Annotated in this window: 21 protein-coding genes, 1 pseudogene and 1 riboswitch; of the genes and pseudogenes, 16 read left to right on the top strand and 6 right to left on the bottom strand. The window is 38.5% G+C overall.

Going from position 1 to position 23,988, the window contains the following annotated elements; translation table 11 throughout:
• Positions 1 to 64 precede the first annotated feature (64 nt).
• Positions 65 to 304 (top strand): annotated as a pseudogene (locus QFZ72_RS22260) (IS110 family transposase); the annotation flags it as partial.
• A gap of 509 nt (positions 305 to 813) precedes the next feature.
• The gene (locus QFZ72_RS22255; RefSeq protein WP_307437893.1) at positions 814 to 1,113 is read left to right on the top strand and encodes a hypothetical protein; all 300 of its coding nucleotides are present in this window, start codon (positions 814 to 816) and stop codon (positions 1,111 to 1,113) included.
• A 637-nt stretch (positions 1,114 to 1,750) separates the two neighbouring features.
• On the opposite strand, the gene QFZ72_RS22250 is transcribed toward QFZ72_RS22255, so the two are convergent.
• The 4 genes from QFZ72_RS22250 to QFZ72_RS22235 all read right to left on the bottom strand — a co-directional run bounded on the left by QFZ72_RS22250 (position 1,751) and on the right by QFZ72_RS22235 (position 4,185).
• A complete protein-coding gene (locus QFZ72_RS22250; protein WP_307437892.1) occupies positions 1,751 to 2,101 on the bottom strand; it encodes a DUF6463 family protein in 351 nt (116 codons plus the stop codon).
• 12 nt (positions 2,102 to 2,113) lie between these two features.
• Complete coding sequence (locus QFZ72_RS22245; protein WP_307437891.1) at positions 2,114 to 2,359, bottom strand: hypothetical protein; 246 nt, start codon at positions 2,357 to 2,359, stop codon at positions 2,114 to 2,116.
• Entirely contained in the window at positions 2,356 to 3,558 is a 1,203-nt protein-coding gene (locus QFZ72_RS22240) for an ArsA family ATPase (protein WP_307439937.1), read from the bottom strand. The genes QFZ72_RS22245 and QFZ72_RS22240 overlap by 4 nt, the downstream gene beginning before the upstream one ends.
• A 144-nt stretch (positions 3,559 to 3,702) precedes the next feature.
• Positions 3,703 to 4,185, bottom strand: a complete 483-nt coding sequence (locus QFZ72_RS22235) for a MarR family winged helix-turn-helix transcriptional regulator (RefSeq protein WP_307437890.1) — start codon at positions 4,183 to 4,185, stop codon at positions 3,703 to 3,705.
• Between the two features lie 331 nt (positions 4,186 to 4,516).
• A riboswitch (ZMP/ZTP riboswitch) is annotated at positions 4,517 to 4,595 on the top strand.
• A 64-nt stretch (positions 4,596 to 4,659) separates the two neighbouring features.
• Here QFZ72_RS22235 and QFZ72_RS22230 point away from each other — a divergent pair.
• The gene (locus QFZ72_RS22230) at positions 4,660 to 5,859 is read left to right on the top strand and encodes a phosphoglycerate dehydrogenase (RefSeq protein WP_307437889.1); all 1,200 of its coding nucleotides are present in this window, start codon (positions 4,660 to 4,662) and stop codon (positions 5,857 to 5,859) included.
• A gap of 443 nt (positions 5,860 to 6,302) precedes the next feature.
• Here QFZ72_RS22230 and QFZ72_RS22225 read toward each other — a convergent pair whose 3' ends face one another.
• Positions 6,303 to 6,977: a response regulator transcription factor gene (locus tag QFZ72_RS22225; protein ID WP_307437888.1), complete on the bottom strand. Its 675-nt coding sequence runs from the start codon at positions 6,975 to 6,977 to the stop codon at positions 6,303 to 6,305.
• Between the two features lie 168 nt (positions 6,978 to 7,145).
• On the opposite strand from QFZ72_RS22225, the gene QFZ72_RS22220 reads away from it, so the two are divergent.
• A complete protein-coding gene (locus QFZ72_RS22220) occupies positions 7,146 to 7,352 on the top strand; it encodes a hypothetical protein (RefSeq protein ID WP_307437887.1) in 207 nt (68 codons plus the stop codon).
• A 203-nt stretch (positions 7,353 to 7,555) separates the two neighbouring features.
• Positions 7,556 to 9,022: a phospholipase D family protein gene (locus QFZ72_RS22215; RefSeq protein ID WP_307437886.1), complete on the top strand. Its 1,467-nt coding sequence runs from the start codon at positions 7,556 to 7,558 to the stop codon at positions 9,020 to 9,022.
• A 33-nt stretch (positions 9,023 to 9,055) separates the two neighbouring features.
• On the opposite strand, the gene QFZ72_RS22210 is transcribed toward QFZ72_RS22215, so the two are convergent.
• Positions 9,056 to 9,655 carry a short chain dehydrogenase gene (locus QFZ72_RS22210; protein ID WP_307437885.1) on the bottom strand — a complete coding sequence of 200 codons (600 nt, stop codon included), beginning with the start codon at positions 9,653 to 9,655 and terminating at the stop codon, positions 9,056 to 9,058.
• 354 nt (positions 9,656 to 10,009) lie between these two features.
• Between QFZ72_RS22210 and QFZ72_RS22205 the strand changes: the two genes are divergently transcribed.
• The 11 genes from QFZ72_RS22205 (at position 10,010) to QFZ72_RS22155 (ending at position 23,934) form a co-directional block, all read left to right on the top strand.
• Positions 10,010 to 11,197 carry a CaiB/BaiF CoA transferase family protein gene (locus QFZ72_RS22205; RefSeq protein ID WP_307437884.1) on the top strand — a complete coding sequence of 396 codons (1,188 nt, stop codon included), beginning with the start codon at positions 10,010 to 10,012 and terminating at the stop codon, positions 11,195 to 11,197.
• A 148-nt stretch (positions 11,198 to 11,345) separates the two neighbouring features.
• Entirely contained in the window at positions 11,346 to 13,364 is a 2,019-nt protein-coding gene (locus QFZ72_RS22200) for a transporter substrate-binding domain-containing protein (RefSeq protein ID WP_307437883.1), read from the top strand.
• Positions 13,336 to 14,706: a sigma-54-dependent transcriptional regulator gene (locus tag QFZ72_RS22195; RefSeq protein WP_307437882.1), complete on the top strand. Its 1,371-nt coding sequence runs from the start codon at positions 13,336 to 13,338 to the stop codon at positions 14,704 to 14,706. The genes QFZ72_RS22200 and QFZ72_RS22195 overlap by 29 nt, the downstream gene beginning before the upstream one ends.
• Before the next feature lie 170 nt (positions 14,707 to 14,876).
• A complete protein-coding gene (locus tag QFZ72_RS22190) occupies positions 14,877 to 15,890 on the top strand; it encodes a TAXI family TRAP transporter solute-binding subunit (protein WP_307437881.1) in 1,014 nt (337 codons plus the stop codon).
• A gap of 30 nt (positions 15,891 to 15,920) precedes the next feature.
• Positions 15,921 to 17,024, top strand: a complete 1,104-nt coding sequence (locus QFZ72_RS22185) for an ABC transporter substrate-binding protein (protein ID WP_307437880.1) — start codon at positions 15,921 to 15,923, stop codon at positions 17,022 to 17,024.
• Between the two features lie 19 nt (positions 17,025 to 17,043).
• A complete protein-coding gene (locus QFZ72_RS22180) occupies positions 17,044 to 18,144 on the top strand; it encodes an ABC transporter ATP-binding protein (RefSeq protein ID WP_307437879.1) in 1,101 nt (366 codons plus the stop codon).
• On the top strand, positions 18,108 to 19,055 hold the full coding sequence (locus QFZ72_RS22175) for an ABC transporter permease (RefSeq protein ID WP_307437878.1): 948 nt from the start codon (positions 18,108 to 18,110) through the stop codon (positions 19,053 to 19,055). The genes QFZ72_RS22180 and QFZ72_RS22175 overlap by 37 nt, the downstream gene beginning before the upstream one ends.
• Positions 19,055 to 19,849 carry an ABC transporter permease gene (locus QFZ72_RS22170; RefSeq protein ID WP_307437877.1) on the top strand — a complete coding sequence of 265 codons (795 nt, stop codon included), beginning with the start codon at positions 19,055 to 19,057 and terminating at the stop codon, positions 19,847 to 19,849. The genes QFZ72_RS22175 and QFZ72_RS22170 overlap by 1 nt, the downstream gene beginning before the upstream one ends.
• 106 nt (positions 19,850 to 19,955) lie before the next feature.
• Positions 19,956 to 21,152, top strand: a complete 1,197-nt coding sequence (gene lhgO / locus QFZ72_RS22165) for an L-2-hydroxyglutarate oxidase (RefSeq protein ID WP_307437876.1) — start codon at positions 19,956 to 19,958, stop codon at positions 21,150 to 21,152.
• 41 nt (positions 21,153 to 21,193) lie between these two features.
• On the top strand, positions 21,194 to 22,600 hold the full coding sequence (locus QFZ72_RS22160) for an FAD-binding oxidoreductase (protein WP_307437875.1): 1,407 nt from the start codon (positions 21,194 to 21,196) through the stop codon (positions 22,598 to 22,600).
• A complete protein-coding gene (locus tag QFZ72_RS22155) occupies positions 22,597 to 23,934 on the top strand; it encodes a (Fe-S)-binding protein (protein WP_307437874.1) in 1,338 nt (445 codons plus the stop codon). The genes QFZ72_RS22160 and QFZ72_RS22155 overlap by 4 nt, the downstream gene beginning before the upstream one ends.
• Positions 23,935 to 23,988: the final 54 nt, after the last annotated feature.

Genomic DNA, 23,988 nt, shown 5'->3' with positions numbered 1-23,988 from the left:
TGATGATTATATGATAAATAGATTTACAATTTCATCAGGTGCGGTCGTTATCGATAACCAGAATAGGGCTCTCCTCTTCCGAGTAGCGATGCCTTTGGTAGCTAAGAACACTGCTTTTAAAGCTTTACATGAGTATTTTACAACACGTAAAAATAATCCTCTAAAGAAAATGCAATCGCTGATAGCGATATGTAATAAGCTGATAAGAATTCTTTTTACGATAGGTACAAAACAATGTGAATTTAGTGAAGATAGAATGTTGAAGGATATTCCTCATATGGCTCCTTTACTGAAAGCAGCTTAGGGTTTATTTAGTTTGTTATTTATTAAGTTTTATAAGGTTTATTATTTAGACATTTGTAGCACGGATTAGTCAGTAAAACAATTAAAGTGCGGACGTTGATCCTGTCGGGCAGCATCACTGACATCCACCTCATGGAAAGGTTGGAAGAAGGAATTTTGGAGCTAAGACTCTGTGAGACATGGGAGGGTTGACCTCCATGAGACATGTGGACATCCACCAGTGCAGCCATACTTTTACTAGGTAACCACTTTTTTGGATAGGAGTGGTTAGGCCGTTAAGAACTTTTTTCTCTAACATACCAAAAATATCCTTACTTTCAATTTACATCCATAACTTTGATGTCTAATTAAAATAAAACATGATGAAATCTTAAGAAAAAGCTAGAAATCCAGAGTTATTCCTTTCTTTAGAGGGAGTTTAGTTGAAGAAATAAATTTTAAAGTAACATAGTTTTAGTTGTGGTAAAATATGTTATTAGTACAAGCTAGAAATTATTAGGAGGTTTTTATATGAAAGGGAAATTTGTTTTAACCCTTGGTTTTGCAGGAGTTTTAGCAGTATCAATCGGTTTTGCGAAAGACTTGCAAAAGATAGAAGCATCAGCAGAAGTTTTTTCAAAACAAACAGATACATACAAACTTGTTACTAGAGAGGAACAAGACCGTAGAGAAGGTATGGTAGCTGAAGGAAAAGATGTTACTACAAATATAACAGTAGAAGAGCAAAATATGGTGGAAAATAGTTCATCTCAACAAGGGTTTTTTTCACAAAAAAATGGAACAGGTTTCTATTTTACTAAAGAAAAATGAAAATAACACTGACCGGTGCTTTTCTTCAATGAGACAACATAAATGATATTCCCCAATCGGGGGCGATTGCTTAACAAAGTGTCGACTCTTCTTATTGAAGTACAGTTTAGTTGAAGAGTTCTGCTCAACAATCGGTCCAGATTATGGAAGATATGAAAGTGATAAATTCTTTTTAAATGATTCTTTAAACAAACTCTTACCAGTTTAGAATTAAATACGGTGAACCGTATCATAAGTAAATGAGGTTTTTTAATTGTATACAGGTGCTGGGATGCAAGATATTTAAATAATAACACTTTAATTATTTACTTATATGAAGTGAGGAAAATAATTATAGATGCTGGGGTGAACTTATTTAGGTTATGATACGGTTAAAGACCAAATCATAACCTAAATATAGGTAATTAAAAGTTAGAAGGGTTTTCTTTTGTTTTGGGTGAATAATCATTTGGCTGCGTTTAGAGTGGAAAAAGTAATTAGTCAATTTGTGTAGGAATTAGATACTTTTACTGTGAATAATTTGCCATAAATTCCATTAAAGTTTTCTGTGCCAATATATTTATAATGGTAGCTAAATTTGTATCTACTCGAACTATATCTATTTCTGCTCTCAGTTCTTTTTTTATAAAGTCATAGATCATTTCTTAAGAATAATCAAGGCTTGGGGGAGGAGTAGCCAAAAACCTGAAATCGGCATAAAGAAGGCTCCCACAATAGATATCCATAGCATATACCAACCGAGAAACTTTGGCAGTTCTCTTCCTAGATCATTTGCCAGCCAATGCATCAAATGCCCGATGATAAACATCAATACTCCTGAAAATAGAAACCAAAAAATTGTAGCCCGATCATAGTGAAAAGCAATAGTGTTAAACAGACCTGCATGAAAAATGTCAACCAAAGGCTCCCAAAATATAATAATACCGATAATATTATGAATAATAGAAGTTAGAATAAGTAAAATCCCACTTTGTTTTTTCCAATTCATTTCTTGTCCTCCTTAATAATCAGATATCTTAATCTTTTGCACGGTTTGATGGTTGGAGGAAGACATAGATGTTCCTGTTTTAGCACTATGCTCCATCTCCATAATGTGATGATCAATCCATGCACGGATCCCAATCAGTATCTCTTTATTAGCCTGACGAAAATGAATCTGTGACTCTTTCGGAATCATACTTTCTAAGAGCAGCTCTTTAGCTTCTAAAATAGCTTGTAAGACATGCTGATTTTTTTCTCTTTTCATTTTAACTCCTCTCCTTCTTGAAACTGAGTCATTCTTTCTGAAAAACGAAGGGCTAATATATGGTCGGCTAAGCGAGCACTTTCAATAGATCTCCCTATAAGGATACGGGGTAAAACTAGCTTTCTCCTATAGGCTCCAATCTGAACGATTAACTCCTCTCCTTTTTGGGAAAGCTCTACTTCATCTTTACCTACAAAAGGGAGGGGAATTTCTAAGATATATTGACCTCCTTCTTTACGAACCTGCTCTGTTCTGCCAGAAAATAAGATGCAGGACATATCTGTCTCTCCAAATCCTGCAGTAGAAAGCCGTTCCAGCTGTAACCTTCCTGAAACCTCTGAAGGCATCAAAGGAATCCGATAAATAGGGAGGGGGGCAAAGCAGGCTTTAATCTCTTCATCATAGCGTTCATGAATATGATGCCAATTGGCTAAAAATCCTTCTCTAGCCTCCTTTGGAATCACCCGGTTAACGATAATGGCATCCGTATTAAAGCCAAATAAATTTAAATAAGTAAATGCTCTTCTCGATTCGGCAATGACCATTTTTTCAGGATTTAAGACAATTCTTACTGAGGTTACTTTTTCATCTAAGAGGATTTTATTCATCTCTTCTAATTCTCGAACAAAACGTTCAATACTGTCCATCACATCATCATTGGGCAATTCTATGCCACCCATGACCATTTTACTAACTGGTCGGATGACCTTAATGAGACGACGTTCAAAAGGGAATATTTTTTCTAGCCACCACTTTAGTAGATTGGGATAGCTTAAGAGCCTTAGAGTTTCTCCTGTAGGAGCACAATCTACAATGATGACATCATATTCTCCGCTATGAGCATGAGTTTTTATTTGCATCAGGCTAAATAGTTCCTCCATGCCTGGAAAAATCATTATCTCCTCTGAACCGATGTCCTCTAGCTGAGCCCATTTCATTATTCCACCCAACCATTGCTGGACAGCTCCCCAGTTACGTTCTGTTTCTCGTAAACTATTTACTTCGACTCCCCATAAACGTTCATGAAGTTGAAGAGGTTGATCACTTAAGGGCTGGTCAAAGGAATCAGATAAGCTATGGGCTGCATCTGTACTCATGACAAGCGTCCGTAGTCCTTGCTTTGCCAATTGAACAGCTGTTGCGGCGGCAATACTTGTTTTTCCTACTCCACCTTTTCCCGTATACACTATAATTCTCATGTTCTTCACCTCAAATTTTTCTAATTTATCATTGATATTTACTACGATATCGTAGTATTTGGTTATAATAAAGATGAACAAAGTGCATATAACATGTTCATCTTTATTATATTTATTCATCTTACTTCTCTTTGATATTTAGTATTACTCGTCAATGGAGATTTTTCGAATAAGAGGCTTCTTTTCTTTTGCTGAACTTGTTCCCTCTTCAGATGATTGCAAAGATTTAACTACCTTAATAACAAGGTACAAAAATTGCTCTAATTCTTGCTCTGTCAGAGTAGCTTGGATTCGTCTCAACACTTCCTCTATCAGCTCGTTAGCCTGCTTAGCCAGTTCTTTTCCTTCTTTAGTTAAGCTCACAAAAATAACCCGTTGATCATTGGGAGAGCTCTTTCTCTCAATCCAGCCCTTTTTTTCTAGGCGTTTGGCCATACTTGTTATTGTACTCAGCGGTGCACCTAAGTCAGAAGCTAATTCTGACATTGTAAGCTGTTCCCTCAGTAGTAAAAGGACTAAGGCTGATAAATCTGTGCGGGGAATTTTTTTTTCTAATTCAGCTGCTTTAGGTAAGTAGCTCAAGGGTTTAATTCCGTTTTTAAGTAAAAGATCGAGCAATTGTTCCATGTCCCACACCTTTAGATTTAGATTTCTATTCATAAAATACTACGATGTCGTAATAAATGCAAGGGCACAAACGATTATTTTTTTCAGGTTTAACGAATGCTTAACATGAGGGGGAGAAAGACAATATGATCTTAATCGATGTAAGGAAGGACAATAAGCCTTCTACACCTACCGCATAAAAATTCTCGAAGGAAGATTGAAAAAACTCATTTAGACACATCACGGTGAACCGTATCATAAGTAAATGAGGTTTCTATTAGTAAGAAAATCTAAATAAGAACATTTTTTTGTTGAAGGCTGGTAAAGAAATTGATAGAATGGAAGAAATGAAAAGACTATGTGTAACTGGCGAAACGCGGATAACCGCGAGGGAGCACATAGTGTCGTAGCCGTTCGCCTGGGCAGAGGTAAGGGATGTATCCCTTACCTCTTTTTGTTTATTAGAAAAATTATAATAAAAAAAGGAGAAAAAAAATGAGCCTAATAACATTAGACAAAGTGAAAAAAATTAAAACATTAAATAATATTGCAGAAGGAGGTTTAAATGTATTTCATAAGGATACCTTTACGGTCGATAATGACTGTGAAAATCCTGATGCGATTATTGTTCGCAGCTTCAATATGCATTCAATGGAATTCGGTAATAATTTAAAAGCAATCGCACGGGCCGGGGCAGGTGTCAATAATATTCCTGTCGACAAATGTACAGAGCAAGGAATAGTGGTTTTTAATACCCCTGGTGCAAATGCTAATGCTGTAAAAGAGATGGTTTTAACCTCATTAATGGCTTCATCACGAAACCTTTTTGCCGGTGTTTCATGGACAAAGACCTTAGAAGGTAAAGGGGAACAAGTTCCAAAGCTTGTGGAAGCAGGAAAAAAACAATTTGCAGGAAAAGAAATTAAGGGTAAGACTCTAGGTGTAATTGGATTAGGTGCAATTGGTGCATTTGTTGCGAACGATGCGATTGCTTTAGACATGGATGTGATTGGATTTGACCCGTTTATCTCTGTTGATACAGCATGGAATTTATCGCGTAATGTTAAACGTGCTTTAACCATTGAGGAGTTGTTTGCAAGCGCTGATTATATTACAGTACACACGCCATTAACTGAGGATACAAGAAGAATGTTTAACCAAGCAACATTTAGCATTATGAAACCAGGTGTTCATATTTTGAATTTCTCGCGGGGAGAGCTTGTGAATGAAACGGATATGGAGGCTGCACTTGAATGCGGGATAGTGGGTAAATATATTACAGACTTTCCAAATGAAAATGTATTGAAAATGAAAAATACTGTGTCTATACCACATCTTGGTGCCTCAACAAAAGAATCTGAGGAAAATTGTGCGATTATGGCGGGTCGCCAGATAAGGGATTTCCTGCAGACAGGAAACATTAAAAACTCTGTGAATTTTCCAAACGCTTGCCTTCCATATACAGGTAAGCAACGTGTAGCAGCTTTCCATCAAAATGTTCCTGGCATGGTTGGAAAGATTACCTCAGCCATCTCAAGCTATGATTTAAACATCGCAGATATGGTGAACAGAAGTCGTGGGGAATATGCCTATACAATGATTGACATTGATAATAATGTAACGAGCGATATCATTCCCCGTTTGGAGGAAAAAATCTACAAGATTGCAGGCATTGTCACAGCACGTATTATCTAAAGGCTGTTTTACGAAAGACAAGATAAATCTCTTATATCATAGGGGTTCGTGCACTTTTTTCTTTTTACAAAAGGTAAAAACCCTGTATTTAAAGGGTAGATAGAGGGGGGAATTCTAGTTTCCAATTCTACTTACTCCAATTGCAATAAAGGTTTCGGTAAACATAATAATAAATAGAGGTGTTTTTGAAAAAGTATATTTAATGGTGATACAAGTTTATGTATCACCTTTTTTGTTTTCTAACTTTGCATTGCATGGAAATCCGCCAGTTAAACTAGTGCGGAGAACCGTATCATAAGAATCAGCCGCCTTCAATGATTCCCCAAACCATTTAGTAAGCGAGTTCCGAGTAATCAACCGCCCACTATGATTCCCAAAAGACTGAAGCAGGCGTTTTATCCGTTATATCAATCGGTCGTTTGCTTTTTTCTGCTGCTCAATTCTCAGGCTTCAAACTTATACCCTACACTCCATACAGTCTGAATCAGCTTTGCCTCATCCTTTAATTTTAGCCGCAGGGTTTTAATATGAGTATCGACTGTCCTGCCGGTGCCTTTGTAATCATCTCCCCAAACAGACTGCAAAAGCTGATCACGGGAAAAAACAGTCCCTTTATTTTTTGCGAGAAGTGACAGCATTTCAAATTCTTTCAGTGTTAAGGAAAGCGGCATACCATGTATGTAGGCACGGAAGGCCATGGAATCCAGAACGAGCGGACCTATAGATAATTCTGTGTTCTGCTTGGTTGAGTAATTGGCTCTTCTTAACACGGATTCAATCCGCGCAAGCAGCTCCCCGGGATGGAAAGGTTTAACAATATAATCATCCCCTCCAAGCTTAAGCCCAATAATTTTATCCCATTCTTCTCCTTTGGCAGATAAAAAGATGAGAGGGATGTTATAAGATTTCTTCAATTCTTCTGCAAAAACAAATCCATCCATAAAAGGCATCATCACATCTACAAGGATAAGATCAGGTTCTTTCTTTGAAATCAATTCAAGGCCTTCCAGACCATTAGTAGTTTCCAATACCGCGTATCCATCTTTGTATAAAAAGGTCTTAATCAATGATCTCATCGGTTCTTCATCATCTATTATCAAAATCGTCGGTTTATTCACTCTGAGTCCCCCGCAGTTTTAATCACAGCTTAATCATCTCTCAAGTCATTTTATAGCAAAAAAAGAAAATAGACAAAAAAGTGATCCATATGAAAAGGACGCTCGTTATTCTAAACAAGAAGTTCAAAAAGAACTTTCATCTACTACCATTTAAAGGAGAGTGTACTCATGAAAATCAAGAAATTACTAGTACCTGCACTTAGCTTAACATTACTCGTTCCAGCATTCGGAACTGCCAAGGCAGAAGAAATGAAGCCGACAGTAAATACACCAGCCGCTCAACTGAGGGCAGACTTAGTTACAAGGGAGATAAAACAGGAAGTAAGTTTAAAAAAGTCGGAAGTATTTCATCGCATGAAAGAAAGAGCTCGATGAAAATGCAGCAGATCACATTTATTACGTACCTGCAATTGATGCTTATGGCCAGGAATCAGAGCCTTCTGAACTCGCAGCAGTAAAATAATTTTTTTTAGAACCGATCTGACGAAACAGATCGGTTTTACTTTTTTAGAAGGGTAACTTCAATTTTTAGAGAATATACTTATTTAGCCATATATTCAGTAAAAAGGAGTTACACCATGACAAAACCAAATGTTACAGAACCAGTCATTATAAAAAAACGAAAGAGGAAGCTTTTTCTTGGATCTGTCCTGTTCTTGATGCTGCTTAGTGCATGTATCGCTGTTTATCATTATTCAAAACCCCTTCCCGCAGGGATTTCGCATGAAGGGGACATTCATTCTTCCGGTCAGGTTGAGTTTTTATATGATCTTACCTTTGAAAATGGAGATAGCATCACACATGATCAGGTTATTTTTAATCAGATTGAAACCATGATTGACGAAGCTGACGATTTTATCCTGATAGATATGTTCCTGTTTAACGATGAATACGACCGTTCCGCGAGCTACCCTGCTTTATCAAGGAGTTTAATGGAGGCATTAATAGAAAAAAAACAGCAGGACAAAGAAGTTGAAATAACGGTTATTACAGATCGCATAAATACCTTTTACGGTTCATATCCGTCTGAAATTGCAGAAAAACTGAAGGAACAGGGGATCCAGGTTGTGTTTACGGATTTGAAGCCGCTGAGAGATTCCAATCCTTTTTATTCAGGCGGGCACCGGACGTTTCTTCAATGGTTTGGAACGTCTGGCAGCGGCTGGATTCCAAATGCCTTTAGTCCGGACTCTCCAGATGTCACGCTGAGATCATATCTGGATCTTCTGAACTTTAAAGCCAATCACCGAAAAGTAGTAGTGAACGAGAAAGAGGGACTTGTTACTTCTGCCAATCCGCATGACGGCAGCTCGCTGCATTCCAACATTGCTTTTCTCGTCAAAGGTGACATTTTGAGGGAACTTGTTCAAACAGAAAAAGCCGTAGCGGACCTTTCAGGGGCAGAGATAGAGATTGCCGAAAGCGCAGCTGTTTTCGAGCAGGCAGAATCCGGTGAGTATGATGTTCAGCTTTTGACAGAAGGTAAAATTAAAAAACATCTGCTTGATGAACTGAAAAAGACGCAAAAACAAGAGAAAATTACGGTTGGAGCGTTTTATTTATCAGACCGCGATATTGTAGGAGAACTGCTTGCAGCATCAAAAAGAGGGGCTGATGTGAAGCTGATCCTGGATGCCAACAAAGATGCATTTGGACGCGAAAAGAATGGTGTCCCAAACAGACCTGTTGCTCATGAACTGGTTACGGAATCTGATCAAAAGATTAAAGTGCGATGGTACAAAACAAATGGGGAACAGTATCATACAAAGCTGGTCTTTTTTGAGAGAGATCAAGAGGCAACAGTGATTGGAGGCTCCGCAAATTTCACAAAGCGGAATCTGGGTGATTTTAACCTTGAAACGGATTTAAAGATAACTGGTCCTGAGGGCACTGGTATGATGGCAGATATCGAAGAGTATTTCCATACGATCTGGACTAACGAGTCAGGTACTTATACAGAAAATTATGAGGTCTTTGCAGATGATTCGTTTGGACTTCGGTTTCTATATCGCTTTCAGGAGTGGAGCGGCATCTCAAGCTTTTAGCAAAACGGCAGCCTGTCGGCTGCCGTTTTGCTTTTAATACACTTTATAAGTTTGGCCGGTTTGTGCACCAAGGACACTCTTTTTATAGGCAAGCGCAACATCCGCTGCCGGAACAGCTTTAAAGCCTTGAAAAAAATCAGCATACTTATCCATTGATTCAATGAGGACATTTGGACTTACGTTGTTGATGCGGATCCCGCGAGGCATTTCGATGGCTGATGCTCTGACAAAAGCCTGAATTCCTCCGTTGGCCATGGCTGCAGAAGCTCCTTTAAGAATCGGATCATCCATCATCACTCCGCTGGTCAGGGTAAAACTGCCGCCGTCGTTTATAAAAGGAATACCAAGTAAGACAAGGTTGATTTGACCTTTTAATTTGCTCATGATCCCTGTTTCATTTAATTCAGGCGTTAGTTCTTCAAGAGGTGCAAATTGTGCTCTTCCCGCGGCGCTGATAACTGCGTCTACTTTACCTGCAGTTTCATACATCTTTTTTATGCTTTCGGGAGATGTGAAGTCTACTTCCACGTCTGCGCCATTCCGGCCTGCGCGAATGATTTCATGATCTTTGCCAAATTCTTTTAAAATCGCATTTCCGATTGTTCCGCTTGCACCTACTAATAATAGTCTCATTTAGCTGCCTCCCTATGTATATTACTGATGTCTATTATATCCTCTCATATATCTTAGCCGCCAATCATTTAAGCTGAAATTAATGGTTGCATTCATTTCTGTTTTTTATCGGATTGAAAAATTCAGAACATTCAGCTATAATAACATTACCAATCCGATGACAGCAAAAACCTTGCTGCATAGCCGGAATAATCGATAGAATGAATACTAAATAAAAATGGCACCTTATTCATTTGATCTTCTTTTGCGGGAAGACGAGCCTGAGCTAAGAGCCAGTGAAACGGCAATGTCTGCACATTGCTTGTTTTACTGGCTCTTTTTTATGTCATAATCCAAAGAAATGAGGCAGATAAAATGGGAAGAGCATTAGAAGGAGTAAAAATAATTGATTTATCACGTGTGTTAGCTGGCCCTTTTTGCACCATGGTCCTTGGTGATTTAGGGGCAGACATTATTAAAATTGAGCATCATGAATCTGGTGATGAAACAAGAGCCTGGGGGCCGCCATTTGTTAATGGGGAGAGTGCATATTATTTATGCGCTAACAGAAATAAACAAAGCATAACTCTTAATCTTAAATCAGAGAAAGGAAAAGAAATTTTTTATCATCTTGTATCTTCCGGTGATGTCGTGGTTCAAAATTTCAAAACAGGTACATTAGAGAAAATGGGTTTAGGCTACGAACAATTAAAAATGAGTAATCCTGCACTAATCATGGCTTCCATTACAGGGTTTGGATTAAATGGTCCATATAAAGATTTACCTGGTTACGATTATATGATTCAAGCGATGAGCGGATTAATGAGCATCACAGGTGAACCAGAAGGAAAACCTGTGAAAGTGGGGGTTGCAATTGCTGATGTTTTAACCGGTTTATATACATGCATAGGAATTATGACAGCTTTGTATCACAGAGAAAGAACAGGAGAGGGGCAGGAAATCGATATTTCATTAATGGACTGTCAAGTCGCTTCTTTAATCAATGTGGCCAGTAATTTTTTATGCAGCGGGACCCAGCCTGAAAGATTGGGAAATCAGCATCCAAATATTGTACCCTATCAGTTGTTCTCTGCATTGGATGGGGATTTCGTCGTTGCCGTTGGAAACGATGATCAATTTCGAAGGTTTACAAGTCAATTGGGAGTACCGGATTTAGCAGACATGAAAGAGTTTTGCAATAATGAAGCGAGAATTCAAAATAAGGATCGATTAATAACGATATGTGAAGATATTTTAAAAAGGAAAACAAGAAAGGAATGGAAGGAACTGTTTGATAGTAACGGAATACCAAACGGTCCTATAAATACAATAAAAGAAATGTTTGATGATCCGCAAATAAAAGCTAGAGAGATGGTGGTGAAAATGAAACATCCGCTAATTGAAGACCTTCAATTAACAGGATCTCCTCTAAAACTATCGAAAACTCCTGTAACTATGAATAAATACCCTCCGCTATATGGAGAACATACTGACGAAATTCTGCAGCAGCTGGGTTATAGTAAAGAACAAATTTTTGAATTTAAACAAAATAAGGTTATTTAATAGAAGCTAAAAGAACATAGCGATATTGCCATTTTTGCTATGTTTTTATTGTTTTTCAATAAACGGTCAAATTGAGTAGAAAATTCTGATACTTACCTATCGTTCGTATATAATAAGAGTGAAATTGAGCTTCCTAAAAGGAGAATTTATGATTAAGTTAAACATTTACAATGCTCTTTGTCTCATTCTTTTTCTGACGTTGGCAATCTTCAATCCTCCAAGAATATTTGCTGTTGGGCAAACATACAAAATAGCTGGAGAATGGGCCCTGCCTCCATTTTCATATACAAGAGAGGATGGAACACTAACTGGTCTTAGTATTGATTTAATGGAAAAAGTAGCTGCAGACAATGAGGTGGATTTTGAATATATACCTATGAGCATGCATGAAGCAGAACAAGCGCTTCAAAATGGAACTGTTGATGCAATCGCAGGCATGAAATACAGCGTGGAGAAAGAAAAGTATTTCGACTTTTCTCATTCTTATTTTACAATGTCAGATTCACTTATCATACCAGTGGAAAGTGAAGACTCCATCCATGAAATAACAGACGTTAAGAGTCAGCATGTGACGCTTGAAAATCGGACAAAAGTTCTTGATACATTGTCCAATATGCGAATTTCAAATTTAACTGTTGCTGCAAATCAATATTCAGGTCTTCTTACTCTTTTAAAAGGTCGTGCAGAAGTTTTTATCGGCAATAAATGGACAGCCGGGTTCTATTTGGAGCATTTAAATGAAAGCGATCAATATATCATCCGGGATGAGGTGATTGAGCCGGCTGATTATACAATTGCAGTAAAAGAAGGCAATGAAAATTTGCTCGGAATGGTAAATCATACTCTCACTGTTTTAGAAGCGAAAGGTGAACTAAACACTCTTATTTCTGATTGGCTGATGACGAAGACAAAAACAGAAATTGTCCGTTTGGAAAAATTTATTTTTCTGCTGACACTTGTTATATCAGCAGCTGCACTTATTCTGCTCTTTAGCTATATTTGGAATCACCGTTTAAAAAAAGCAGTCCTCAGAAAAACATATGAGCTTTGGCAATTAAATAAAGATTTGCAAAATCAGCAGCAGAAAATTGCCGATAGCCATGCTTTTAAAAATCAAATTTTAAATCAAATTCATACAGGCATTGTCACATTTGATCTTAATTTTACAATGACAAGCTATAACAAGAGAGCATTAGAAATGTTTCAATTCTCAGCAGATCCTGCACTTCACGATCAGCATTCAGACCTCATGAGTGAGCTTTTCATCCAATATCAATCCAGGAATATAAACAAATATGACGTGCCTTCCATTCATATGCTCGAATTTTATGATAATGGACAAAGAAAGTTTTATTATTACCGCATGCGGCAAATGTACGATTCACAAGATGTGCATACAGGATATCTGCTTTCCATAAACGATGAAACAGAAAAGAAAAAATTAGAACAAAAGCTGATTATTCAAGAAAAACTCCATGCTTTAGGTCAGCTTGTAGCCGGAGTTGCACATGAAATACGAAATCCATTAACGTCTATTAAAACCTTCATCGATATGCTTCCAGTTAAATATGACAGGCCCCACTTCAGAGAGTCGATTATAGAGCATTTACCTGCTGAGGTGAACAGATTGAATATGATTGTCACTGATTTGCTCGATTATGCCAGACCCCGGCAGCCAAATAAACAAAGTTACTCTTCCATCGAACTGACTTCACTGCTTAAGTTTCTGCACGTTACGATGGACAATAAAAAGATTGACTTCGAACAATCAATTAATGAAAATCTTGTTTTTTTTATCGATCCACAGCAAATCAGACAAGTGCTCCTTAATTTATTATTAAATGCAATAGATGCCGTAGAAGGTTTAAAAAATAAAAAAATTAAAATTTCTGTCGGAAAAGTGGATAAGTATTACGGACAAATAATCATTGAAGATACAGGAAAAGGAATAAATCAGGAGGATTTGACCCACATTTTTGAACCGTTTTATACAAGCAAAGAGAAGGGGGTAGGCTTGGGTCTTACCCTATCCTATAACTTAGTCAGGGAAAATGATGGGGATATTCTTGTAAAGAGCTGCAAAAACAATGGAACTGTATTTACGGTGATTTTACCTTTGTATGAAGAGGAGAGAAAAAATGAAGCCCCATATATTAGTCATAGATGATGAAAAAGCAATTTGTGCTTCTCTCAGCTTTGCACTTGAAGACGATTATCTCATATCCACAGCTACGGATCCTTTGCAAGGTCTCAGAATTGTTAAAGAAAGGCCCGTTGATCTTATACTGCTCGATCTCCGTATCGGTGGAAGAAATGGCCTTGATGTTTTAAAAGAATTAAAACAAATGGCACCATCTATAACAGTTATTATGATAACGGCATACGCTTCGATTGAATCATCGATAGAAGCAATTAAACTAGGTGCCTACTACTATATTGTAAAACCGATCAACATAGAAGAGCTTCAAATGCTTATCTTGAAAGCACTTGAATACAAGCAGCTTTCCTATCAGCTGGAAACCTTACAAAATGAATTAAATAATAAGAGGGGCTTTGATCATTTTTTGGGGAAAAGCAAAGCCATGGAACAAGTTTTTTCAATGATAGACAGAATCAAGAACATTGATTCAAGCGTACTGATCACGGGTGAAAGCGGAACAGGAAAAGAGCTTGTAGCAAGGAGCATTCATACCTCGGGCAGAAGAAAAAATGGTCCGCTTCAAATCGTGAATTGTGCAGCAATTCCAGAATTGCTGCTGGAATCGGAGTTGTTTGGGTACGAAAAGGGGGCTTTTACCGGTGCAACGCAAAGAAAACAGGGAAAATGGGCTGCTGCAAATGGAGGTACACTTTTTCTTGATGAAATCAGTGAAATGCCACTTCAGCTGCAAGTGAAATTGCTTCGCGCTTTGCAAGAGCGGGAGATTACGCCGCTCGGATCAAATACTAAAATTCCAGTTGATGTCAGGATTATTAGTGCTGCAAATAAAAATCTGGAACAAATGGTACAAGAAGGGACTTTCCGAGAGGATTTATTTTTTAGATTAAATGTCATTCCTATAACGGTACCTCCGCTTAGAGAAAGAAAAGAAGATTTATCACTATTAATAGATTACTATTTGAAGAAGTACTGCAAAGAAATGGAAAAGAGTCAAAAATCGTTCTCTTGTACGGCTCATAAACGATTGCTTGAATACAGTTATCCAGGGAATGTCAGGGAGCTTTGCAATATAATCGAGTACGCAGTAGCTTTGTCGTTAGAAGAAGTGATAAAGGTAGAAGATTTGCCGCAGAATGTTCAGGGTCAGAAGCCTGCATTTTACACTGAAGCTGAAGAAAAAGTGACGAACCTTCAAATTCCTATTGGGATAAGCATGAAAGAGATTGAAAAAAAAGCCATTGCCGCCACTCTGAATCACTTTGACTGGCACCGTCAAAAAACAGCTAACATACTGAAAATTTCAGAAAGAAGTCTTCGGGATAAAATTAAACTGTATGATATTAAATAACAAAAAAGAATTAGGAGAAATATGCCTAACCGGCAATTTTCGCTGTTTCAATCGGCAAAAATTGCCGGTTATAAATATTTTTTATTTTAGTTTTATGAAAACGCATACATTTTATTTGATCTAATAATTGGCATGATCCTTGCATGATAGAAAATAAAGGAGGATTAAGTATGAATCGGCGAATAATCTGTGCTGGAATCATTTTGTGCTTGTTTTTTCCAGCAGGATGTCAGTCATCAACTAAGCATCAGGAAATCCCATCTCCTGCTGCAGCAAATCAGTCTTTAATGGAAGAACATAAACTAGACAATTACAGTGTGATCACAATTGCCACTGGTGATATGTCAGGAGTCTATTATTCCCTTGGACAAGCCATAGCAGATACGTATGAAAAAAACAGCCGGAAAGCAGTCGCTGCACAAGTGACAAACGCATCTATTCAGAATACTGAGCTAGTCAGTCAAAAGGAAGCAGAATTAGGTTTTGCATCAGTTGATGTATTAAACCGCACAGGTACTTCAAAAGGTGCAGCAAATATAAACAAAATTCGTGCACTAACAGGTCTTTATTCCAATTATGTTCATATCGTCACCTCTGAAAAAAGCGGTATAAAAGAATTAAGCGATTTAGATGGAAAGCGAATCAGTGTAGGCACTGAAGGAAGCGGAACAAAATTAATAGCGGAACGAACTTTATCAGCAGCGGGACTCTCGGACACGGTTCATAAGTATGAGCTCTCATTTTCACAATCGTCAGATGCTTTGCGGAATGGCATAATTGATGCGGCTTTTTATTCATCAGGCCTGCCAAATCCGGAGATTTCTGAAATTTCAGGATATAATACAGGCGTCAAATTAGTTCCTATTCCTGAAAAAATAGTGAATGAGCTTACTAAGAGGTATGGTTTTTATACACCTAAGATAATCCCAGCAGACACTTACAGCAATATTAATCATGACACAATGACTATTTCTGTAAGAAATGTCCTTTTGACACATGTGGATTTGTCTAATAAAGAAGCTTATGATCTAGTTCATTTTTTTTACACTCATCTATCAGAACTCCAAAAAATACATCCTGCTGCTAAGGAGATACAGCTTCAAAATGCAAAAATAGGTATTCCAATCGCTTTTCATCCTGGTGCACAAACCTATTACTCAGACGAGGAAATTCATCATGATTAGAAGATAACTAAAAATAATGGAGGTCTAGATATGAAAAAATTCATTAGTCTGTTAATCGTCATTATGCTTTTTATACTTTCTGGATGTGGCGCTCCCACACCTCAAAAACCTGGTAAATCAAGTCAAGCTGGCGGACAAGAAAATGTTGGGGCTAAGCAGATCACCATTGCAGGAAATGGCGGAGTTATTGAAAGAGCCATTCGTGATGTCATCGCCCCAAAATTCAAAGAAGAAACGGGCATTCAAGTAAATTACATAGCCGGATTATCAGGTGAAATTCTTTCTAAGGTTGAATTGCAAAAAAATGCACCCCAAATAGATGTAGCTCTTTTTGTGCCAGTCGATGTACAAAGAGCGAAGGAGAAAGAACTCACAGAGACGGTTGATGAGAGCAATGTAGAGAATATGAAACATGTTGATCAGAGATTTATTGCCGTTGAAGGTGCTGCTGCTCCAGCATTTGGACTTGTGATTGCTCCTGCTTATAATACCGAAACATTTGAAAAAAATGAATTGAAACCAATTGAATCATGGAATGATTTGATATCTCCTGATTATAAAGGGAAAACAGCCTTCTCTGATATTAATAATGACTGGGGTTTTAACACACTTAACGCTTTGGCATTAGCAAATGGGGGCAGTACTGAAAACATGGAGCCTGGATTTGAGAAAGCAAAGGACTTAGCTGGATATTCAAGTACGTTTTATAAAAACTCGACTCAGATGATGCCTGCATTACAACAGGGAGCAGCTGATGTCACTGTGATGGGAAGTTATGCTATAGCAGAGCTTGCCGCATCAGGGCTGCCAATTAAAATGATCGTGCCGAAAGAAGGGGTACCCCTGCAGGCATTTAGTGCAGCCCTTGTAAAAAATACCCCTCATGAAGCTGAAGCGCTTGAATTCATAAACTATTTAATTAGTGAGGAAGCACAAGGGCTTATTTCTGAAGGAGGGTTCTATCCAATTGTTGAGGGCATGAAAATACCGGATAAATATGAAGATTCAATTGGACTGAAGGAATCGGATAAAACATTTAAGCCAGACTTTGCGAAGTTTGCAGAAATTCGGGCTGAATGGTCGGATAAATGGGCTAAAGAAGTAACACCTGAACTTGGAAAGAAACTTGACTGAAGAAAGGGGATCTTCCTTTATGCAAGCTATTAAAAACGATGTGGAAATAAAAAGTGCGTTTAAACAATTTGGTCATAATGTTGTGCTGAATGGTATTAGCCTTGAAGTTAAACAGGGCGAACTGCTAACGCTGCTTGGACCTTCAGGATGCGGGAAAACAACTACTCTGAATTTGATTGCCGGCTTTCTTGAGGCAGATGAGGGGGATGTATATATAAAAGGAAAAAAAGTAACAAAAATTCCTCCATATAAAAGAGACTTAGGAATGGTTTTTCAAACTTATTCACTTTTTCCTCATATGACAGTATATGAAAATCTCAGTTTCGGACTGAAGCTCAGAAAGGTTCCTAATTCTGAGCAGAAAAAGAAAATTGCAAGAGCACTTGAACTTGTTAAAATGTCGGGGCTTGAAAATCGTTATCCACGAGAATTATCAGGAGGTCAGCGGCAGCGTGTGGCAATCTCCAGGGCACTTGTCGTTGAACCTGAGCTTCTGCTGCTTGATGAGCCGCTATCTAACCTGGATGCGAAATTGCGTCATGAGCTAAGAATAGAAATAAAGCGTTTACAAAAAGAAATAGGAGTTACAACTATCTTCGTAACTCATGATCAAGAAGAGGCGCTGTCTCTTTCTGATCGGGTAGTGGTTATGAATAAAGGGCAAATAGAGCAAATAAGCTCTCCGACTTCAATTTATAATCACCCTGATTCCGAATTTGTTTTTCAATTCATCGGAAAATCAAACTCATTTGATGGAAAAATCATTGCTGTTGACACTCATAAAATATCTGTACAAGTTGAAAAAGAAATTACTCATGTAGATGTTAAAAACATAATGGGTTCAGACAGGTCATGCAGTGCAGGAGATCAGGTCAAACTTTATATTCGGCCTGAAAAGATACGGATAGCATCAAGTGAAGAAAACGGCCATCCAACGCTTGAGTTTCATAAATCAAAGATTACACAATTGAATTATTTGGGCACTTCATGGGAAATTGACGTCTCGCTGCTCGGCAAACCATTGCAAATTCTCTCACCCGTAATTGAACCATCATGGCAAATTGGAAGAGAGGTGTATGTGGGATGGAGCCCATCAGACATCATGATCATCAAGAAATAAATCACCCTTCAATAAGTAAGTCTGTCATATTAACAGGATCAAAGAGGAAAAAAAGAAGAAGCTGGGTACCTGGACTTCTTCTGCTTCTTCCGATTCTGCTCTTTATCTTTGGATTTTTTGTTGTTCCGATGTTGTACATTCTATATTTAAGTTTTATCGCAACAGATAATTTAGGAGGTACAGAAGCAGCTTACAGCATTAAAAATTACGTGCAATTTTTTACGGACAACTATTATCTGTCATCCCTTTGGCTGACTGTTAAAATCAGCTTATATACTGTGCTGCTCTCACTCATACTGGCTTATCCTGTGGCACTTACGATGGCTAAAAGTTCGCCTCGAGTAAGGGGGTATATTGCCTTAATCATAGCATCGCCGCTTTTAGTCAGTATTGTCGTACGTAATTTTGGCTGGTATCTATTATTGCTGCCAAATGGAACCATTAATCAAACCTTACTAAACTTAGGGATTATAAATACTCCTCTAAAGCTGTTATTTTCAGAGCTCGGAGTTGTGATAGGCCTTTCCAACGCCTATTTGCCCTTCATGATTCTTGCAATCGCAACAAGTCTGTATACGATCGACCCTTCCCTGGAAAAGGCCGGTGCAATCCTTGGAGCAAGTCCTATCAGAAGCTTCCTTTCCATAACCTTGCCGCTAAGTTTGCCTGGGATTGTATCAGGCTGTGTCCTGGTGTTCAGTCTTTCAATGAGTGCCTATGTAACTCCTGCCCTTATGGGTGGGGCAAACGTTCCTGTTATGCCTGTTGTCGCATATGATCAAATTAATAATTTGCTGCGATGGACTTTCGGTTCCGCCATTTCCTATGTTCTTTTAGCTACTACTCTTGTAACTGTCATTGTCTTTACAAGATCATTTGAAATCAGCAAATTCAAGGAGGTGTTCAGATAATGAAAAGTCTTTCCATTCTTCGTGTCTCTGTTGCAGTTCTGACAATCATATATATCTTAATACCTCTGATTGTAGTAATTCCGGCTTCTTTTACAAGCGCTAATTATCCTAGCTTTCCGGCTGAAGGCTTTTCTTTTCAATGGTATACGATGCTTTTGGATCGTCCTGAGTTTATAGAAGCAATCATTAATAGTGTTAAATTTGCATCGATGGCTGCCTTTTTTTCTGTATTATTTGGAACGCTTGGGGCGCTTTCGATTGCAAAATATGAAATTCCAGGGAAGGCTTATCTTACATCATTATTGACCTCTCCGTTAAGTGTGCCGCAGCTGGTACTTGGCATCGCACTATTAATCTATTTTACTCCGATGATGCTTTCGGGGACATCAATTGGTTTTTTATTGGCGCATATTATTATTTGTATTCCATATGTCATACGGCTTGTGCTGACTGGCCTAAGCGGTTTTGATTACAATCTTGAACGGGCTGCGGCAATTTTGGGAGCAAATCCTGTAGTCGTCTTTTGGAAAGTAACGCTGCCTCTTATCAGGCCGGCAATCATATCAGGAGGTCTTTTTGCATTCCTAACGTCATTTGACAATGTAACCGTCTCATTATTTATGGTTTCGCCGGATATGAGAACGCTTCCTATTGAGATATTCTCACAAATGCAGGATGCATATAACCCCCTGGTTGCATCAGTTTCGAGTGTGGTTATATTCATATCAGTCATTTTGATTATTATTCTTGAAAAATTGCAGGGGGTTGGTAAGGTTTTCGGAGGTTCACATTAACCATAAATCTCAGCCCCTTGGTTGAAATATAAATTGCCAGAGGGGCTATGATCCCAAGCTCTATGTAAAAGGTCATTCTATTTTAGTAGTTGGGAGGGAAAACAGTTTGTATGATTATTTAATCATCGGCGGAGGAATAGTAGGACTCTCTGTAGGCATGGCTATATATGAAAAATATCCGAATGCTAAATTGGCCGTATTGGAAAAAGAATCACAGCTGGCGGTGCATCAAACAGGTCATAATAGCGGGGTAATTCATTCTGGTATTTACTATAAGCCAGGAAGTTTAAAAGCAAGATTAGCAAAAGAAGGAAATCAATCTATTCTCTCATTTTGTCAAAAATACGGGATTCAGCATGATCAATGCGGAAAAGTGATTGTTGCTTCCACACATAATGAACTCCCGCTGCTTGAAAAGCTGTATATAAACGGATTACAAAATGGACTTGCAGTCAATAAAATGGATAAAGGCCAACTACATGAGGCAGAACCAAATGTAAGCGGTTTAGCAGCTCTCCACATCCCAACAGCAGGAATCGTTAATTTTCAAGAGATAGGGGAAAAGATAGGTGAGATTATCCGGAAAAACGGAGGAGAAATCTTTTTAAAAACAGAAGCTAAGAGAATAAAAGAAACAAACAGCGAAGTCGTGATCGAGACAAATGATCAAGTATTGCGCGGTAAAATGCTCGTAAATTGTGCTGGACTGCAGAGTGATCGCATTGCTAAGTTAGCAGGTTATGATTTGGATATGAAAATTGTCCCTTTTAGAGGAGAATACTATCAGCTGGTCTCTGAGAAGCGTCATCTTGTTAATAATCTCATTTATCCTGTTCCAAACCCTAACTTTCCTTTTCTGGGTGTGCACTTTACAAGAATGATAGATGGTACGGTAGATGTTGGCCCTAACGCCGTTTTAAGTTTAAAACGGGAAGGATATAAAAAAACATCCATCAATTTTCAGGATGCTGCAGAGGTATTAATGTACTCAGGTTTTTGGAAACTAGCTTCACTTTATATGAAAGAAGGAGTAGAAGAGATGAATCGGTCTTTCTTTAAGAAGAAGTTTGTTGAAGGTGTACAAAAACTCATGCCTGCTGTTACAGAAAAAGATTTAATACCAGGTCCCTCAGGTGTAAGGGCACAAGCTCTTCGGATTGACGGTTCATTAGTCGATGATTTTTATATCGTAAATGGCAAACATTCCATTCATGTTTGCAATGCCCCCTCCCCCGCTGCTACAGCTTCAATTGAAATAGGAAAAGAAGTCGTAAAGATGCTTTCAGATTACTCATATGTTTGAATGGCCTTCTTCTTATACAGCCACAATTGGGAGGAGACAACATGAAGCAAGAAATAATTGACGAAATAAAGAAAATAATTCCGCATGACCAAGTTTTCTTGGACTTAGCTGAGAGGCACTCCTATAGTTTTGATGCTTCTTTTGGACAATATCTTCCTGAAATCGTCATCCAGCCTGCATCAGCACAGGAAATTAGTCAGCTTGTTAAGCTTGCAAATGAATACTTAATTCCAGTTTATCCAAGAGGTTCTGCTACTTCATTAAGCGGAGGACCGCTTCCTGTAAAAGGAGGAATGGTCTTAGATATGTCCCGTATAAAGGATAAGTTAATTATTGACCGTGAAAATCTTCTTGCAATTGTGTCACCGGGAATCATTACATCAGAAATTCATAAAAAAGCAGAAGCAGCCGGTTTATTTTATCCGCCTGATCCAAGCAGTTCCCATGTTTCAACAATTGGCGGAAATCTCTTGGAGAATTCCAGCGGACCAAAGGGACTGAAATATGGTACGACAAAAGAATATGTGATTGGTTTAGAAGTTGTCACTCCGACGGGTGATATTATCCGAACCGGAGGGAAAACGGTTAAGAATGTCACAGGATATGACCTGACAAGATTGATTGTTGGTTCAGAAGGAACACTTGGGATTGTGACAGAAGCTACTCTTCGCCTAATTCCAAAGCCAAAAGCGAGACAGACATTACTTGCCTATTTTGAAAGACTTGAAGATTCCGGATCAGCTATTACGAAAATCTTATCAGCAGGGATATTACCTTCAGCGATGGAGCTGATGGATAATGCATGTATTCGTGCCGTTGAAAATTTCAGCCCAACAGGGCTATATATTCATGCAGAAGCACTCGTTATTATAGAGGTTGACGGACACCCGGCAGCTCTTGAAGAGGAGATCAGAAAATGTGAAGTCCTGTGCATAGAGGCTGGAGCAATGAAAGCGAAAATTGCACACAATGAGGAGGAAAGACAAGGAATTTGGAATGCAAGAAAAATGGTATCTCCAGCCATTACTCAACTGGGACCTACTAAAATATCAGAGGATGCGACTGTTCCGCGAAGCCAAATTCCAGCCATGATGGCAAGACTTAAGCTTATCCGGGAAAAATACAGCCTGAATCTTGTGGTCTTCGGACACGCAGGAGATGGGAATCTCCATCCTAATATTATCACGGATAAGCGAAATATAGAGGAAATGAAGCGGGTTGAATCAGCCATCAGCGAGATTTTTGAATCTGCTGTAGAGCTTGGAGGAACGCTCTCAGGCGAGCATGGAATTGGACTGTTAAAATCACCGTATATGGAATTGGAACTTGGAGAAATCGGTTTATCGATGATGAAAAAAATCAAAGAAGCCTGGGATCCGAACAACATTCTAAATCCGGGAAAAATTTTTCCGGCTCCTGGACAAACAAAGGTGGTTCTGACAGAATGAATCGAAATATACCTTTGGAAAGGGAAAAATCGAACAGCACGGAAAAACGTTTATTTGATAAAACATACGATTGGACAAACCAATGCATACAGTGCGGCTATTGTTTGCCGGCTTGTCCAACTTACGAATCTATGGGAAAAGAATCAGCATCTCCCCGAGGAAGAATCAATCTAGTCAAATTGGCTTCAGAGGGCAAGATAAACATCAATGAGCACATGGCTGAACCAATTGATCTATGTTTAGGCTGCCGTGCTTGCGAAAAAGCTTGCCCTGTTGACGTTCCTTACGGACATATTCTAGAAGCGGCAAAAGAAGCAATAGAAGAGTCACAATCCAAGCTATCGAATAAAACGCCAAGATTGTTAAAAAATATGGCTCTTAATCACCTATTTCCTTATCCGAAACGTATGAAAGCGCTGGGCAATGCAGTGTGGATGTACCAAAAAACTGGACTCAGCAAGCTTGCAGGAAAAACGAAACTGATAGAAAAGATATCAGAGCCACTTTCACAATTTGAAAAAGTCCTTCCTGCTGTAGAGTCGCCGTTTAAAAGAAACCGCAGAGGAACAGCCATTCCAGCAAAAGGGAAAACGAAGGTTCGGGTTGCTTTTTTTACAGGATGTATCATGGATGCAATGATGTCCCGCATCAACCGGCTCACAATAGAGCTTTTAACTTCTGTAGGCTGTGAGGTTATTATTCCAGAGCATCAAAATTGCTGCGGTGCTCTGCATTCCCATCAAGGAGAGGCACTAAAAGCCAAGGAGATGGCAAAATCAAATATCCGCTCTTTTATGCAATCAGGTGCTGAGTTTTATGTTAATAATGCTGGAGGATGCGGAGCAGCACTTATTGAATACAATCATCTATTAAAAGACGAAAAGGAATGGAGAGAATCTGCCGGGGAATTTGTAAAAAAATCAAAGGATATAAGTCAAATTCTACTCCAATATGGTCCGCTTCCCTTTAAGAATAACTGGTCTGGTGTAATTGTTTATCAGGATTCCTGTCATCTGAAAAATGTACAGAAGGTAGATAAAGAGCCACGCCTGCTGCTTCAGTCAATACCGGGTGCATTATTTCTTGAAATGGAAGGCGCTGACAGCTGCTGTGCCTCTGGAGGCATATACAATCTCCTTCATTATCAGGATTCAATGAAAATACTTGATAAAAAAATGGATAACGTACTGCAAACAAAAGCAACAACTGTCATCACTTCAAATCCAGGGTGTCAATTGCAAATGAGCCTAGGCATATTAAGAAAGGGTAAGGAAAATAACATACGGAGCATGCACATAGTCGAACTATTGGCTGAAGTCTGTGGAATAGATTGATAGTTTTTAGCAGGCTCTTTTTAAAATGCTTAGAGTTATCCGGACAGAGTCTTT

Origin of the sequence: Bacillus sp. V2I10, assembly GCF_030817055.1 — a bacterium.
Taxonomy (GTDB): Bacteria; Bacillota; Bacilli; order Bacillales; family Bacillaceae; genus Bacillus_P.
Note: the sequence above shows the minus strand (reverse complement) of the source record. Positions and strands in the feature narration are given on the sequence as shown.

Coding starts and splice junctions, on each gene's coding strand:
- QFZ72_RS22255 (WP_307437893.1), top strand. CDS start 814: ATGAAAGGGAAATTTGTTTTAACCCTTGGTTTTGCAGGAGTTTTAGCA.
- QFZ72_RS22250 (WP_307437892.1), bottom strand. CDS start 2,101: ATGAATTGGAAAAAACAAAGTGGGATTTTACTTATTCTAACTTCTATT.
- QFZ72_RS22245 (WP_307437891.1), bottom strand. CDS start 2,359: ATGAAAAGAGAAAAAAATCAGCATGTCTTACAAGCTATTTTAGAAGCT.
- QFZ72_RS22240 (WP_307439937.1), bottom strand. CDS start 3,558: ATGAGAATTATAGTGTATACGGGAAAAGGTGGAGTAGGAAAAACAAGT.
- QFZ72_RS22235 (WP_307437890.1), bottom strand. CDS start 4,185: ATGGAACAATTGCTCGATCTTTTACTTAAAAACGGAATTAAACCCTTG.
- QFZ72_RS22230 (WP_307437889.1), top strand. CDS start 4,660: ATGAGCCTAATAACATTAGACAAAGTGAAAAAAATTAAAACATTAAAT.
- QFZ72_RS22220 (WP_307437887.1), top strand. CDS start 7,146: ATGAAAATCAAGAAATTACTAGTACCTGCACTTAGCTTAACATTACTC.
- QFZ72_RS22215 (WP_307437886.1), top strand. CDS start 7,556: ATGACAAAACCAAATGTTACAGAACCAGTCATTATAAAAAAACGAAAG.
- QFZ72_RS22210 (WP_307437885.1), bottom strand. CDS start 9,655: ATGAGACTATTATTAGTAGGTGCAAGCGGAACAATCGGAAATGCGATT.
- QFZ72_RS22205 (WP_307437884.1), top strand. CDS start 10,010: ATGGGAAGAGCATTAGAAGGAGTAAAAATAATTGATTTATCACGTGTG.
- QFZ72_RS22200 (WP_307437883.1), top strand. CDS start 11,346: ATGATTAAGTTAAACATTTACAATGCTCTTTGTCTCATTCTTTTTCTG.
- QFZ72_RS22195 (WP_307437882.1), top strand. CDS start 13,336: ATGAAGCCCCATATATTAGTCATAGATGATGAAAAAGCAATTTGTGCT.
- QFZ72_RS22190 (WP_307437881.1), top strand. CDS start 14,877: ATGAATCGGCGAATAATCTGTGCTGGAATCATTTTGTGCTTGTTTTTT.
- QFZ72_RS22185 (WP_307437880.1), top strand. CDS start 15,921: ATGAAAAAATTCATTAGTCTGTTAATCGTCATTATGCTTTTTATACTT.
- QFZ72_RS22180 (WP_307437879.1), top strand. CDS start 17,044: ATGCAAGCTATTAAAAACGATGTGGAAATAAAAAGTGCGTTTAAACAA.
- QFZ72_RS22175 (WP_307437878.1), top strand. CDS start 18,108: ATGGAGCCCATCAGACATCATGATCATCAAGAAATAAATCACCCTTCA.
- QFZ72_RS22170 (WP_307437877.1), top strand. CDS start 19,055: ATGAAAAGTCTTTCCATTCTTCGTGTCTCTGTTGCAGTTCTGACAATC.
- QFZ72_RS22160 (WP_307437875.1), top strand. CDS start 21,194: ATGAAGCAAGAAATAATTGACGAAATAAAGAAAATAATTCCGCATGAC.
- QFZ72_RS22155 (WP_307437874.1), top strand. CDS start 22,597: ATGAATCGAAATATACCTTTGGAAAGGGAAAAATCGAACAGCACGGAA.